Annotated in this window: 17 protein-coding genes; 3 read left to right on the top strand and 14 right to left on the bottom strand. The window is 61.0% G+C overall.

Features of this window, described 5'->3' with window-relative positions; genetic code table 11:
• Positions 1-257 precede the first annotated feature (257 nt).
• From ACSQ87_RS09395 to ACSQ87_RS09385, 3 genes are all read left to right on the top strand, one after another.
• Positions 258-482, top strand: coding sequence for a hypothetical protein (locus tag ACSQ87_RS09395; RefSeq protein ID WP_007898912.1), 225 nt, complete (start codon positions 258-260; stop codon positions 480-482).
• Positions 483-756: 274 nt separating this feature from the next.
• Positions 757-1,239: a hypothetical protein gene (locus tag ACSQ87_RS09390; protein ID WP_223430769.1), complete on the top strand. Its 483-nt coding sequence runs from the start codon at positions 757-759 to the stop codon at positions 1,237-1,239.
• Between the two features lie 145 nt (positions 1,240-1,384).
• Positions 1,385-2,656, top strand: coding sequence for an OmpP1/FadL family transporter (locus ACSQ87_RS09385; RefSeq protein ID WP_223430770.1), 1,272 nt, complete (start codon positions 1,385-1,387; stop codon positions 2,654-2,656).
• Between the two features lie 89 nt (positions 2,657-2,745).
• Here ACSQ87_RS09385 and ACSQ87_RS09380 read toward each other — a convergent pair whose 3' ends face one another.
• The 14 genes from ACSQ87_RS09380 to cobO all read right to left on the bottom strand — a co-directional run bounded on the left by ACSQ87_RS09380 (position 2,746) and on the right by cobO (position 14,189).
• Positions 2,746-3,297: a glutathione peroxidase gene (locus tag ACSQ87_RS09380; RefSeq protein WP_223430771.1), complete on the bottom strand. Its 552-nt coding sequence runs from the start codon at positions 3,295-3,297 to the stop codon at positions 2,746-2,748.
• 55 nt (positions 3,298-3,352) lie between these two features.
• Positions 3,353-3,475, bottom strand: a complete 123-nt coding sequence (locus ACSQ87_RS09375) for a hypothetical protein (protein WP_008148682.1) — start codon at positions 3,473-3,475, stop codon at positions 3,353-3,355.
• Positions 3,472-4,680 carry an MFS transporter gene (locus ACSQ87_RS09370; protein WP_076030232.1) on the bottom strand — a complete coding sequence of 403 codons (1,209 nt, stop codon included), beginning with the start codon at positions 4,678-4,680 and terminating at the stop codon, positions 3,472-3,474. The genes ACSQ87_RS09375 and ACSQ87_RS09370 overlap by 4 nt, the downstream gene beginning before the upstream one ends.
• A gap of 52 nt (positions 4,681-4,732) precedes the next feature.
• Positions 4,733-5,137 (bottom strand): MarR family winged helix-turn-helix transcriptional regulator, encoded by a 405-nt coding sequence (locus ACSQ87_RS09365; protein ID WP_033055842.1) that lies wholly within the window; start codon positions 5,135-5,137, stop codon positions 4,733-4,735.
• A 54-nt stretch (positions 5,138-5,191) separates the two neighbouring features.
• The gene (locus tag ACSQ87_RS09360; protein ID WP_223430772.1) at positions 5,192-5,923 is read right to left on the bottom strand and encodes an adenosylcobinamide-GDP ribazoletransferase; all 732 of its coding nucleotides are present in this window, start codon (positions 5,921-5,923) and stop codon (positions 5,192-5,194) included.
• Positions 5,924-5,925: 2 nt separating this feature from the next.
• Positions 5,926-6,501, bottom strand: a complete 576-nt coding sequence (gene cobC / locus ACSQ87_RS09355) for an alpha-ribazole phosphatase family protein (protein WP_223430773.1) — start codon at positions 6,499-6,501, stop codon at positions 5,926-5,928.
• Positions 6,498-7,553 carry a nicotinate-nucleotide--dimethylbenzimidazole phosphoribosyltransferase gene (gene cobT / locus ACSQ87_RS09350; protein ID WP_223430774.1) on the bottom strand — a complete coding sequence of 352 codons (1,056 nt, stop codon included), beginning with the start codon at positions 7,551-7,553 and terminating at the stop codon, positions 6,498-6,500. The genes cobC and cobT overlap by 4 nt, the downstream gene beginning before the upstream one ends.
• Entirely contained in the window at positions 7,550-8,071 is a 522-nt protein-coding gene (gene cobU, locus ACSQ87_RS09345) for a bifunctional adenosylcobinamide kinase/adenosylcobinamide-phosphate guanylyltransferase (protein WP_223430776.1), read from the bottom strand. Before cobU ends, cobT begins: the two co-directional genes overlap by 4 nt.
• 121 nt (positions 8,072-8,192) lie before the next feature.
• Positions 8,193-9,644, bottom strand: a complete 1,452-nt coding sequence (locus tag ACSQ87_RS09340; RefSeq protein WP_223430777.1) for a cobyric acid synthase — start codon at positions 9,642-9,644, stop codon at positions 8,193-8,195.
• Complete coding sequence (cobD, locus tag ACSQ87_RS09335; RefSeq protein ID WP_223430778.1) at positions 9,641-10,633, bottom strand: threonine-phosphate decarboxylase CobD; 993 nt, start codon at positions 10,631-10,633, stop codon at positions 9,641-9,643. Before cobD ends, ACSQ87_RS09340 begins: the two co-directional genes overlap by 4 nt.
• Positions 10,626-11,537: an adenosylcobinamide-phosphate synthase CbiB gene (cbiB, locus tag ACSQ87_RS09330; protein ID WP_223430780.1), complete on the bottom strand. Its 912-nt coding sequence runs from the start codon at positions 11,535-11,537 to the stop codon at positions 10,626-10,628. Before cbiB ends, cobD begins: the two co-directional genes overlap by 8 nt.
• On the bottom strand, positions 11,534-12,184 hold the full coding sequence (gene bluB / locus ACSQ87_RS09325; RefSeq protein WP_223430781.1) for a 5,6-dimethylbenzimidazole synthase: 651 nt from the start codon (positions 12,182-12,184) through the stop codon (positions 11,534-11,536). Before bluB ends, cbiB begins: the two co-directional genes overlap by 4 nt.
• Positions 12,181-13,581, bottom strand: coding sequence for a cobyrinate a,c-diamide synthase (locus tag ACSQ87_RS09320; protein ID WP_223430782.1), 1,401 nt, complete (start codon positions 13,579-13,581; stop codon positions 12,181-12,183). The genes bluB and ACSQ87_RS09320 overlap by 4 nt, the downstream gene beginning before the upstream one ends.
• A complete protein-coding gene (gene cobO / locus ACSQ87_RS09315; protein WP_046048017.1) occupies positions 13,578-14,189 on the bottom strand; it encodes a cob(I)yrinic acid a,c-diamide adenosyltransferase in 612 nt (203 codons plus the stop codon). The genes ACSQ87_RS09320 and cobO overlap by 4 nt, the downstream gene beginning before the upstream one ends.
• Positions 14,190-14,261 lie beyond the last annotated feature (72 nt).

Here is a 14,261-nt window from a genome sequence, read left to right as displayed (position 1 = left end):
AAGCTCACTTACTCTGACCGAACCAACCTGCAAATTGATCAGGATCTTCACCCCGGGCCCAGAACCTTTGCCCTTGATGTGTTGCCTGCCCTCCTAAGTACCTACCTGCCAGCCCAAGCGCGCCAATTATCAGCGCTTCAAACTGGCTGCTTTGTTCCAGTCGGGTTCTTCGTTCGACCAATGGTGGTTGTCGTCACTGGAACGTTTTAACTTTGCACGGTTCTTATCCGTGTCGCTTGTAGGAACACCCAATGACTATGTCTACTCAAATCCACACTCAGGATGCCATTCGCACCCTAACCAACGCTTTTGCACCAATGAACTGCCTGATCATGGCTGCTCGCAAAGGCTGCTTCAGCTTCACTCTGGTCAACGAACACGGCATCGCTCGTCACAGCGAACGCCTGTACCCCGATCAATACTCCAGCGCCGAGCCGCTGCAGGCCGTGATCGAGCGTACCCGTCAGGCACTGGTTGCCTGATACGCCAGAAAGACTGAAAACCTCAAAAGCCTCGCCCAAAAAGCGGGGCTTTTTATTGCCTGATATTTCTCTTTTCGCTGCCACCGCCTAAGCACTAAGCGATATAAGGGTTATAACTCGCAGCCGGAAATATTTTAAAAACAGGCCTTTACGGCGCGAATATGACACTACACTTCAACTCAAGCGGCGTGGTCCGCTTCCGGCGAGCCTGATTCGATTCACTGCTGCCAATGCCCTTCAGGTATCGCCGACCATTTCATGTTTCGAGGGCTTTATGGGTATCGCTGCCAGCGAACTGTGCCGTTATGTGATCCGCCCGACATTGATTTACCTCGGGTGCCATAGCGCAACTGCCGAATCCCTGCTGCTGGGCGTCGCCGCCAGCCAGTCCGCCCTTGGAACTGCCCTGCATGACCGCCGTGGACACGGCCTGTACCGAATCGCCGAACCCCGCCATCAAGCACTTTGGGACCACTACCTGGCACTTGACCCGGACCGCGCAAGCCTGGTTCGCGGTCTGGCCAGCCAACATGCTTTCCTGAGTGGTCCGCACCTCGAATTGACCGTCAACCTGCGTTACGCCACCGCCATCGCCTGGCTGCTGGTAGAAGAACAGAACACCCCCCTCCCCGAAGCAGACGACCTACTGGGAATGGCCCGAATCTGGCGCCAGACCTTCCAGCCTCAAGGACGCCTGAGAGACTTCACCTGCGCCTGGCAAACCTGTGTTGCACCGCTGAATCAGGTCGCCTGCTGACCTGCCATTTCCACAAGATCGCGCAACTGCTGCGATTTTGGTCGGATTGTCCTACAAAACCGCTCTAAATCAAGCATTACAGCCTATGGCGCTGGGACGAAAATGTTGGTAATTTTCGCCCCGGTGATCACCAGGAGTTCTAATAATGAAAAAAGTAATGCTCAAAACCACCCTTAGCCTCGCCGTTGCCATGGCATCCACCCAGATCTTCGCAAGTGGCTTTGCCCTCAACGAACAAAGCATCAGCGGGATGGGGACAGGTTTTGCCGGGCGATCTTCTTCTGCCGACGACGCATCCACCGTTTTTGGCAACCCTGCCGGCATGTCTCGCCTCAAGCGCGAACAAGTGACCGGTGGTGTTGCATTTATCGACGCGCATGCTGATATCAGTGATGCCAGTTCCCGCCCGAATAGTGGTACCAACAAAGGTGACATGGTCCCTTTCATGGGCGTGCCCATGGGCTACTACGTAAAGCCAATCGATGACCAGTGGGCAGTCGGTTTCGGCGTCTACGCTCCATTCGGCCTGGTGACCGACTATGAGAACGGCTTTGCCGGCCGTTACTTCGGCAGCAAGAGCGAAGTCACAATCGTGACTCTCCAGCCAACCGTCAGCTACGCCTTCAACGACAAGGTGTCGATCGGTTTCGGTCCGACCATCAACCGCATTGACGGCACCCTGGAATCGAACCTGTCGCTGAACCCTCGCGCAGCAGACGGTACCGTCAAGATCAAAGGTGACGACACCGCGCTGGGTTACAACATCGGCATCATGGTTCAAGCCCTCGAAAGCACTCGCCTCGGCCTGACCTATCACTCGAAAGTGAAGTACAAGCTCGAAGGTGACACCAAGGTCAACTACGGCCTGCTCTCGGCGCTGGGCCAGAACCCGAACCAGAAGTTCGACGCTTCGCTGGACATCACCACGCCTGAGTCGGTGGACTTCTCGGTCACTCATCAGCTGAACGATCAGTGGACCCTTTACGCAGGCAGCACCTGGACTCGCTGGAGCCGCCTGAAAGAAATCTCCGTCGAGAACGAAGGCGTTCCTGCCGCCCTGGCCGCACGCGGCTTTGGCACCATCACTGAAGAACAGAACTGGCACGACACCTGGGCTCACGCCATCGGTGCTTCGTACCAGCTGAACAAGCAATGGGTGCTGCGTACCGGCCTGTCGGTTGACCAGTCGCCAACCAATAACGTAAACCGCTCCCCACGTATTCCGACTGGCGATCGCAAGATTTTCAGCCTGGGCGCTGGCTGGAGCCCGACCGACGACCTGACCATCGACATAGCGTATTCGTACCTGCGCGAAGAGTCGGTCAAGGTCAACAACAGCAACGGCCGCCAGAACTACAGCGCCGAGTATGAAAACTATGCGAACGGTTTCGGTGTTGGCGCGACCTACCGCTTCTGATGATTCACGGCGAACCTGAACCGCTCGCCGCCTGAATTGAAAAAGCCCCGCTCTCTTGTACAGAGGCGGGGCTTTTTAATGGACGTCGATCAGGGCTGCGAGGCCAGTGCCTTCTCCACCGCTTCGATGAACTCGGGATCATCAGGCTTGGTCAGGCTGGAAAAACTGGCGATCACTTTGCCCTTGCGATCGACCACGTATTTGTAGAAGTTCCACTTCGGCGCGGTGCTCTGCTTGGCGATGATCTTGAACAAGTGCGTCGCGTCATTACCGCGGACTTTCTGCGGCTCAGTCATGGTGAACGTCACGCCGTAGTTCACGTAGCAGACCTTGGCAGTCTCTTCGCCATCCTTGGACTCTTGTTTGAAGTCGTTGGACGGAACACCGATCACCTCCAGCCCCTGATCCTTGTAACGCCAATTCAGCGCCTCAAGGCTTTTGAACTGCGGGGCGAAACCACAGAAGCTCGCGGTATTGACCACCACCAGCGGTTTGCCGGCGAAGCGCTGGCACAGGTCGATGGACTCCTTGGCGCGCAACTTGGGCAACGAGCCTTGCAAAAGCTCCGGGCATTCGGCCGCTTGAGCCAATCCACTAAACGCTACCAGTAACGCGGGAACTGCAAGCCAGCGCATCAGCATGTCGGTGCATCCTTGAGTAATCGTCAAAAACGAAGTTACTCGCCCTCACATCCTGCTAGCAAGCACCCATGCCCAGTTGCATCAACGCCAGCCCGCCCTGATGCCAGCCCCACCACGACAGGGCCAGCAGCAAGGCGCAGACAGCGACAACAGCGATCCGCGGCCAGAGACTGTTCATATCGCACTCATCTGTGTTTGCAGGCGCGCCACCGGCTGCTCACGCACCGGCCAGTTCAGGGCTGCGGCCAACAGGCTCAAGAGAATCGCCACTTGCCAGATCAAGTCATAGCTCCCGGTTCGGTCGTACACCACCCCGCCCAACCAGCCGCCGAGGAACGATCCGAGCTGGTGAAACAGGAAAACAATCCCACCGAGCATCGACAGATTTCGCACGCCGAACAAGGTCGCGACGGTGCCGTTGGTCAAGGGCACGGTCGACAGCCACAGGAAGCCCATTGCCATGCCAAACAGGTACGCGGTGGTCGTCGTGACGGGTGCCCACAGGAACAACCCGATCACGACTGCCCGCAGCAGATACAGGCCGGTGAGCAAACGCGGCTTGGACATCCGCCCGCCGAGCCAGCCTGCCGTGTAGGTACCAAAAATATTGAACAGCCCGATCAACGCCAGCACCGTCGTACCGACGCTCGCCGGGAGGTGCTGATCCACCAGATAAGCCGGCAAGTGCACGCCGATGAATACCACCTGGAAGCCGCAGACAAAAAAGCCGAACGCCAGCAGCCAGAATCCTGAATGGGAACAGGCCTCGTGCAGGGCTTCGGACAGTGTTTGTTCATGACCGAACACCGGTAGCGGCTTGTCCTTGAGCATGCTCACCAGCGGCACGATCAGCGCCACCAACAGGCCCAACACCAGCAATGCCGCTGACCAGCCGAGCCAGCCGATCAACCCCAGCGTGCCGGGCAACATGGCGAACTGGCCGAAAGAGCCGGCAGCGCTGGCAATGCCCATGCCCATGCTGCGTTTCTCCGGCGGTACTGCGCGACCGACCACGCCAAGGATCACCGAGAACGAGGTGCCCGACAGACCGATGCCGATCAACAGGCCGGCACTCAGGGACAAGGTCACGGCGGAATCCGACAGGCCCATGAACACCAGACCCAATGCATACAAGACACCGCCGACCAGCACCACTTTCGCGGCGCCAAAGCGGTCGGCCAGCGCGCCGGTGAATGGCTGTGCCAGGCCCCAGATCAGGTTCTGCAAGGCAATGGCGAAAGCAAACGTCTCACGCCCCCAGCCGAACTCGGCACTCATCGGTGCCAGAAACAGCCCGAAGCCGTGTCTGACGCCCAAGGACAACGCGAGAATCAGCGCACTCCCCAACAAAACCCAACCACACGTACGCCACATCGATGTCATTCTTATTCTCCGGTAGCGGGTATATACCCGCTTAAGATCGAAAAAACCGGCATCACGCCAGTTCGTCCAGCAGTCGCAGCAAGGTTTCGCGTTTCTCGGCACCCAAGCGGTCAATCAACCGCTGTTGCGCCGCTTCCCAAGCGGGCAAGGCCGCTTTCAGGCGTTCAACACCGGCCTCGGTGAGCATGACGATGCGGTTACGCATGTCTTCGCCCTCAACCAGCATCAGCAGGCCTTCGCCTTCCAGCACCCGCAGATTGCGCCCCAAGGTGCTGCGATCCAGGCCCATGGCCTCGGCCAACGTGGAAATACTCGGTTTATCCAGACGCTGCAGATTACACAGCAGAGAATACTGGGCGACGTTGATCCCGAAGCCGTCGAGAGCGCCGTCGTAATGCCTGCTGACGCCACGGGCGGCGCGACGCAGGTTGATGCATAAACATTGGGAGTCGAGCATGGTGCGTGTATATACCCGCGGTTGTGTTAAATCAAGTTACATGATGTGGGAAGTTCAGCAGATAGCCAATCCCACCAGCACCGCGACCTCAAGGATTTCCAACAACGCCCCCGCCGTATCGCCCGTCGTGCCGCCCAATCGGCGCAGCATCACTTGCCGCAGCCAGACAAACACCAGCGCCGCCAGCACAACGGCCAACACGCCGCTGAGACCGGCAATCAAAACACACGCCAACGCACTCACCGCCAACACCTGTTTGCCCGCCAAACGCGGCAGATGATCGGTCAGCGCTTGCCCCAAGCCACCGGCACGCACATAAGGCGTGGTCAGGAACAAGCCCAGCATCGCGCTGCGCCCGATCAACGGGACAATGATCAGGACAACGGCGTGTTGCTGCTCGATCAATGCCAGCAACGCGGCGAATTTGAGCAGCAACACCAGCACCAGCGTCACGACCGCAATCGGCCCGCTGCGCGGGTCCTTCATGATCGTCAACGTGCGCTCGCGATCGCCGAACCCGCCGAGCCACGCATCGGCGCTATCGGCCAGGCCGTCCAGGTGCAACGCGCCGCTGAGCAATACCCAAACCGTCAGCAACAGCGCTGCGTGAAGCAACAACGGCGTGCCGAGTAACAGCCAATTGAACGCCCACAAAATCCCGCCGAACAGCAGGCCGACCAGCGGATAAAACAGCAGCGACCGCCCCAACGCCTGTGGCGCCGGCATGCCCGGCAGACGAATCGGCAGACTGCTCAAAAATTGCAGGGCGACCCAGAACGGCAACATGGTCAGAGCGCTTCCTTTGACAACACGCCGGATTCGACCGTCATCGAAAACAACGCGCCATGCCCGACTTCGACGTTGAGCAACTGCTCACGAGGCAATCCTCGCGCCTGAGCCAGCAACAAACGCATGACCCCGCCATGACTGATCAGCAACACCCGCTCGCCTGCGCAGGTAGCCTGCAAGCGCTCAACGGCCGCCAACACTCGCGTCGAAAAATCCACCACCGGTTCACCCTGAGGCGGCGTAAACGAGTAAGGGTCGGCCCAGAACAATCCCAACGCCTCGGCATCAGTGTCCATCAGCGCCGCAGCGCTCTGCCCTTCCCAAGCGCCGAAGTGCAGCTCTTGCAGGTCTTTATCCAACTGCACCGGCAAACCCAGCTGTGCGCCGAGTTCTTCGGCGAACCGCGCACACCGCTGCAGTGGCGAGCTGACCAAACGATCCCAAGGCCCCTGCTCGACCACCGCCGCGCGCATCTGCGCCCAGCCCTTTTCGGTCAGCGCATCGTCAAGGCTGCCGCGCAAACCGCCGCCGAGTTCGGTTTCGCCGTGGCGCAACAGGTCCAGGCGCAAGGTCATGCCGGACGGTCCGCCACGGCGGCCTCGGCGAAGGTCGCCATCTGCCCGTGAAGGTCACACGCCAGGCGCAATAAAGGCACGGCCAACGCCGCGCCACTGCCCTCGCCCAGACGCAGGCCGAGGTCCAGCAGCGGTTCGGCGTTCAGGGATTCCAGTACATGACGATGGCCCGGCTCGGCGCCGCGATGACCGAACAACAGCCACTGACGGCATTCAGGGTTCAAGCGCACCGCCACCAACGCCGCAACGCTGCAAATAAAACCGTCCACCAGCACCGCAACGCCTTCCTGGGCACACGCCAGATACGCGCCGACCAGTGCCGCGATTTCAAAACCGCCGAGGTTGAACAGGGTTTGTAGCGCATCGCCACGTTGAGCACTGTGCAACGCCAAAGCGCGCTCGATGACCTGAGCTTTATGGCTGACACCCGCCGCGTTCAAACCCGTGCCCGGCCCGGTCAGATGCACCACCGCACAATCGAGCAAGGCACAGGCCAGCGCACTGGCCGCAGTGGTATTACCGATGCCCATCTCGCCACCGATAAACAACTGCGCACCCGCCGCGATGGCGCGCTGCACGCTGTCGCGGCCGGCCTGCAAAGCGAGTTCGCCTTGAGCCGGCGTCATCGCCGAACCTTCGACGAAATTCGCCGTGCCTGGGCCGATGTTCAAGTGACGCACACCCGGCAAATTCAACGACGGGGTCACCGTGCCGAGGTCGACGACTTCAAGGGATGCCCCGAGTTGCCGCGCCAACACGCTGATCGCCGCCCCACCGCTGACGAAGTTGTGCAGCATCTGTCCGGTGACTTCCTGAGGAAATGCCGATACCCCTTCAGCGACCACGCCATGGTCACCGGCAAAAATCGCGATCCACAGCTGATCGATACTCGGTTTGACCTGCCCCTGCAGCCCGGCCAATTGCACGGCCACCGACTCAAGCCGACCGAGGGAGCCGGCCGGTTTGGTCAGTTGCTGTTGACGGGCCTGCGCCTGCACGACCGCTTGAGCATCGATCGGCTTGCACGGGTTCAGCCACCAGGATTGAGTCATAACACGGTTCCTTTCAAAGTCAGGGGCAGACCGGCGACGGTCAGGACGACGCGCTGACAGCGCTCGGCCAACGCTTGATGCAGCCAACCGGCTTCATCGACATAACGGCGAGTCAATTCGCCCAGCGGCACGACACCCATTCCGGTCTCGTTGCTGACAAAAATGATTTCACCCGGCAACGACGCCAGGCAGTCCAGCAATGCATCACGCTCGGCTGACAGACGCTTGGTGTCGTCGAGCATCAGCAGATTAGTCATCCACAACGTCAGGCAATCCACCAGCAGGCAACGATCGGCGCTGGCGGTTTCGCGCAGGATGCGGGCGAGTTCCACCGGCTCTTCGATCAACGCCCATTCGGCTGGACGACGGGCGCGGTGATGGGCCACCCGCTCGTTCATTTCACCGTCGAGGGGTTGGCTGGTGGCGATGTACGTCACTACCAGACCGCTGTCGGAGGCGAGTTTTTCAGCCAGGCGACTTTTGCCGGAGCGGGCGCCGCCGAGGATCAGTTGCAGCATGGTTCATTCCTTCAAATTGGCGGTGAGGCCACTGCCCTCTTCGCGAGCAAGCCCGCTCCCACAGGTGATCGCATTCCAATGTGGGAGCGGGCTTGCTCGCGAAGAGGCCAGCACGGTCACCCTAAAACCCACAAAGTTCACGCAACAGTCGGGTATCCAGATGCTTCTCCACCAGATCCGCCAGCCGCTCGATATCGCGCTCACGCAACGCGTGATAATCCACGTCCTGCACCGCCTGCAAACCTGCCCAGCGCAACAGGGCACTGCACGCCGCGGGTGATTCAAACAGGCCATGCAGATAGGTGCCGAAAATCTGCCCGTCCACGCTTTGCGCACCGTCGCAGCGACCATCGTCCAGTTGCACGGCGGCGTTTTCCAACGCCGGCCCGGTGGTCACCCCGGCATGAATTTCATAGCCGCTGACCGGCGCGTCTTCCAGTGCCAGACGCCCGCGCACATTGCGCAATTGCTTCTCTTCTTCGAGCTGCGTTTCGAACGCCAACAAGCCCAAACCGGCGCTGGAACCCGGTGCGCCTTCAAGGCCCAGCGGATCGTGTACCTGCTCGCCGAGCATTTGCAGACCGCCGCAAATGCCCAGCACTTTGCCGCCATAACGCAGATGACGACTGATCGCGGTGTCCCAGCCATTGGCCCGCAAATACGCGAGGTCGCTACGCACACTTTTCGAACCAGGGAGAATAATCAGGTCGGCCGGTGGAATCGCCTGACCGGGGCCGATGAATTGCAGATCCACCTGCGGATGCAGGCGCAGTGGATCGAAATCGGTGTGATTGCTGATGCGCGGCAGCACCGGCACTACCACTTTCAGCACCTGGTCGGCCTTGTCAGTCTGCCGCTGATCGATACCGTCCTCGGCCTCAAGATGCAGGTCCATCACATAAGGCAGAACGCCAATCACTGGTTTGCCGGTGCGCGCTTCCAGCCAATCCAGCCCCGGTTGCAGCAAAGCGATATCGCCGCGAAACCGGTTGATGATGAAGCCTTTGACTCGCGCCTGCTCGCTGGGCGACAGCAGTTCCAGCGTGCCCACCAGATGCGCAAAAACCCCGCCGCGATTGATGTCGGCAATCAGCACCACCGGGCAATCCACCGCCTCGGCAAAGCCCATGTTGGCGATGTCGCCGGCGCGCAGATTGATCTCGGCCGGCGAACCCGCGCCTTCGACCATAACCACCGGATACGCCGCGCTCAGCCGTTCATGAGAGGCCAGCACTGCTTTCATGGCGATGGCTTTGTAGTCGTGATACGCGACCGCGTTCATCGTCGTGACCGCGCGGCCATGGATGATCACTTGAGCGCCGGTATCACTGTTGGGTTTGAGCAGCACCGGGTTCATGTCGGTGTGCGGCTCAAGGTTGGCGGCCTGAGCCTGCACCGCTTGCGCACGACCGATCTCGCCACCGTCGGCGGTCACGGCACTGTTAAGCGCCATGTTCTGTGGTTTGAACGGTACGACGCTCACGCCCTGACGCACGACCCAGCGGCACAACGCCGTCACCAGCGTACTTTTACCGGCGTCGGAAGTGGTGCCTTGCACCATCAACGTAGTCATTGGGTTTCCTTGGCGTAGGCTTCGAACGCTTGCGCGAGACGTGTCCAGTCGGTTTCATCGGCGGGCAAGCCGAAACGCAGGCTGCTGTTGTTCGTGAACAACCGCAACAGAATGCCGCGCCGGGCCATGAACTCATGCAGGACTTCGGCGCGGTCGGTGATCAGCCATTGAAACAAGGCGCAGCCACCCTGGGGTTTGAAACCGTGCTGTTCAAGCAGCAACGCCAGACGCTCGCTGGCTTCTTCAGCGCGAACCCGTTGCCGGGCATGCCCTTCGGTATCCAGCAGACAGGCCTGCCCCAGCACCCGCGTCGGCCCGCTGACCGCCCACGGCCCCACTTGCTCGGCCAGCAACTTGAGTAACTTGCGCTCGGCCAGCACGAAACCCAGCCGCACACCGGCCAGACCAAAAAACTTGCCGAAGGAGCGCAGCACGATCAACCCGACCCGATTGGCAAAAGGTGCCAGGCTCAGCTGCGGTGTGTTGTCCATGAACGCCTCGTCCACCACCAGCCAGCCTCCGCGCTGGGCCAGCCGCGTGTGCCAGTCGAGCAGACGTCTCGGTGTCAGGCTCAGGCCGGTAGGATTGTTCGGGTTGACCACCACCAGCACGTCGAGGCTGTCGAGAAAGAAGTCGACTTCCTGCTCCAGCACTTCACGCACGATGTAGCCATTACGGCGCCACGCTTCGGCGTGTTCGGCGTAACACGGCGAGAGCACGCCGACCTTGCCGGCCCGGCGCAAACGCGGCAGCAACTGGATCGCCATTTGCGAGCCGGCTACCGGCAGGACCTGAGCGGCGCCGTAATAATCACAGGCCGCCTGCTCCAGACCGTCATCGGTTTCCGGCAACCGCGCCCAGGCCCGCAACGGAATCTCCGGGACCGGAAACGGCCAGGGCGCGAGGCCGCTGGACAGGTCGAGCCAATCGGCTTCGGCGATGCCGTAATCGAGCGCCGCCTTGCGTAACCGACCACCGTGCTCAAGCATAAAATTCAGCCCCCACGCAGAGGATCAGCAACCATAACCATACCCCGCGCTGGACCAATTGCCAGCCACGGTCGATGGAGTCGGCGTCCGCCGGCACGCCTTCACCCAGTGGCGGACGCTGATGCAGTTCACCGTGATAAATCGCCGCCCCGCCCAACTCGACGCCGAGCGCACCGGCACCGGCCGCCATCACCGGACCGGCATTCGGGCTGTCCCAGGTCGGGCCCTGGGTGCGCCAGCATTTCAGCGCCAGGCGGGTTTTGCCCAACAGCGCGTAGGTCAATGCCACCAGGCGTGCAGGAATGTAGTTGAGGACGTCGTCGATCTTTGCCGCGGCCCAGCCGAAACGCTCGAAGCGTTCATTGCGGTAACCCCACATCGCATCCAGCGTGTTGCTCAAACGGTAGAGCACCACACCGGGCGCACCGGCCACGGCAAACCAGAACAGCGCAGCGAATACCGCGTCGCTGCCGTTCTCCAGGACAGACTCTGTGGCGGCGCGGGCGACTTCGGTTTTATCCAGTTCGCTGGTCTGGCGGCTGACCAGATAACTGACACGTTTGCGCGCCTCTTCCAGATCATCACTGCGCAGCGCCTTGGCCACAGGCGTAACGTGTTCACCGAGGCTGCGCATGCCGAGGGCGCAATAGAGTACGAGTATCTCGACGATCCAGCCGACGTAGGGCGCCCAGGAAAACGCCGTGGCCAGCAGGGTCAGCGGCAATACTGCGATCACCCAGGCAGTCACGCCATGGCTGCGCCAGCCGCGGCCACCGCCGCCATTGAAACGTTGCTCGATGCGGTTGGCAAAGCGGCCGAACGCCACCAGCGGATGCCAGCGTTTGGGTTCACCCAGCAGCGCATCCAGCGCAACCGCGGCGACACTCAACAACGCCACACTCATTGACTCACTCCCCAATAATTTTCATACAGCAACTCACTGAGCGGACGCGCCTGCGCCCAGCCTTCGAGTACCAGCATCGGCGCCGGATAAAATTCCTTGACCGGCCCCAGGCATAGAACGGCCAAGGGCTTGGCTCCAGCGGGTAAACCCAGCAAGTCCGCCAGTGCTTGCGGCTCGAACAGCGACACCCAGCCCATGCCCAATCCTTCAGCGCGGGAGGCCAGCCAGAGGTTCTGGATCGCGCAGGACAGCGAGGCCATGTCCATTTCCGGCATCGTGCGACGGCCGAAAATGTGACGCTCGCGATCGTCCATCAGTGCAGCGACCAGCACCTCGGCGCAATCGTTGATGCCTTCGACTTTGAGCTTCATGAATTCGTCGGTGCGCTCGCCGAGGGCTTCGGCGGTGCGGATGCGTTCTTCTTCCACCAGTGACTGGATCTTGCCGCGCAGGGCTCGATCGCTGATGCGGATGAACCGCCAGGGCTGCATCAGGCCGACACTCGGTGCCTGATGCGCAGCTTCGAGCAGGCGCCGCAGTAACTCGGGCTCGACGGTGCCACCGCTGAAATGACGCATGTCGCGGCGTTCGCTGATGGCTCGGTAGACCGCCGCGCGTTCGGCTTCGGAAAATGCGTTGTCCGTCATGGCCTCTTCGCGAGCAAGCCCGCTCCCACATTGGATGGCGTGTTGCCTGACGAAACGCAGTCAACTGTAGGAGCGGGCTTGCTCGCGAAGGCGTCCTCAAGGTCAGGCGCAAACAGCGCGGCAATCGCCGATGGATTGGACGGAAAATAAAAGTGCACATAAGAGGCCGTCATCCGCCCTTCACGATAGACCGCCTCCGCCCCTCGCCCACCGTTCGGGCTCAAGCCACGAGCAATCGGCTCAAGCTCGGTACTGGTCAGCGAATGGTGATAGGTGTGTCCGCGCAACGAACCTTCCGGCAACTCGACCGCCTGCAACGCCAACGCGGCCAGACGCTTTTGCATCACCGCATCACCGGCCAGCAAGCCGACCAGTTCAGCGCGAGTGCCCTCGACATCGGTCAACGAATCGAGCAGATACAGCATGCCGCCGCACTCGGCCAACAACGGTTTGCCCGCCGCATGATGAGCGCGAATAGCGTCCAGCATCGTGGTGTTCTGCGACAGCGCCACATGGTGCAATTCGGGATAACCGCCCGGCAGATAGAGGCTGTCTGCCGGCGGCAATTGCGCGTCACGGATCGGCGAGAAAAACGACAATTCGGCGCCCATGGCCCGCAGCAAATCCAGGCTGGCGCCGTAGGTGAAGGCAAACGCTTCGTCACGGGCCACGGCAATTCGCACACCGGCCAGCAACGGCTCGGCTGCGATCACATCAGGCGCGGCGAATTCCACTGCCGGTGGCAGCGCGACCTCGCAGCTGCTGGCCAGTGCATCGGCCGCTGCATCGAGGCGCAGATCGAGATCGTTCAACTCACTGGCCTGAACCAGCCCGAGGTGTCGACTCGGCAATTCGATCCCGGTTTCCCGGGACAAGGCACCGTACCAGCGCAAACCTTCAGTGAGACTACCTTCCAGTAATTGCGCGTGACGCAGGGTGCCGACGCGGTTGGCCAGCACACCGGCAAACGGCAAGTCCGGCTGATAGCGCGCCAGCCCCAACGCCAGTGCACCAAAGGTCTGCGCCATGGCAGTGCCGTCGATCACACCCAGCACCGGTACACCGAAATGTCGCGCCAGATCAGCGCTGGACGGCGTACCGTCGAACAGACCCATGACGCCTTCGATGAGAATCAGATCGGCTTCGCCGGCGGCTTCCCACAACAGTCGACGACTTTCCTGCTCGCCGACCATCCACATGTCCAGTTGATACACCGGCGCACCGCTGGCGCGCTCGAGAATCATCGGGTCGAGGAAGTCCGGGCCGCATTTGAATACGCGCACCTTGCGCCCCTGATTGCGATGCAAACGGGCCAGTGCGGCGGTGACGGTGGTCTTGCCCTGACCGGAGGCCGGCGCGGCAATCAACACCGCCGGGCAATGACGTGGCTGACTCACAATTCGACGCCTTTTTGCGCTTTGATCCCGGCCTGGAATGCGTGCTTGATCACGCCCATTTCGGTGACGGTGTCGGCCAGTTCGATCATCTCCGGCTTGGCGCCGCGACCGGTCACCACCACGTGCTGCATCGGCGGACGGGCCTGCAAGTCGCTGAGCACCTGATCGAGATCCAGATAACCGTGCTTGAGCGCAATGTTCAATTCATCCAGCACCACCAGGCCGATCGACGGATCACGCAGCAATTCGCGGGACACCGCCCACGCGGCTTCAGCGGCGGCGATGTCACGCTGGCGATCCTGGGTTTCCCAGGTAAAGCCCTCGCCCATCACATGAAAACGCACCTGTTCCGGAAAGCGACGGAAGAACAGTTCTTCGCCGGTGCTGCTGCGCCCTTTAATGAACTGCACCACGCCACACTGCATGCCGTGCCCCATGGACCGGGCGAGCATGCCGAAGGCCGAACTGCTTTTGCCTTTGCCGTTGCCGGTCAGCACCAGCAGCAGGCCGCATTCATTCGGGGAATTGGCGATGCGTTCGTCGATCACGGCTTTTTTGCGCAGCATGCGCGCCAGATGACGTTCGTCACGATCGGGGGTATCAGTCATGGGGGAGCTCTCCGTTGAGGCTGGATAACGGCGGGCAGGCACAAGAATAGACGGCAAAAAGCCTGGCATCGC

The sequence above is a fragment of the Pseudomonas sp. LjRoot277 genome, from assembly GCF_964253845.1.
Classification (GTDB): Bacteria; Pseudomonadota; Gammaproteobacteria; order Pseudomonadales; family Pseudomonadaceae; genus Aquipseudomonas.
This window is presented reverse-complemented; position numbering and strand designations above follow the sequence as displayed.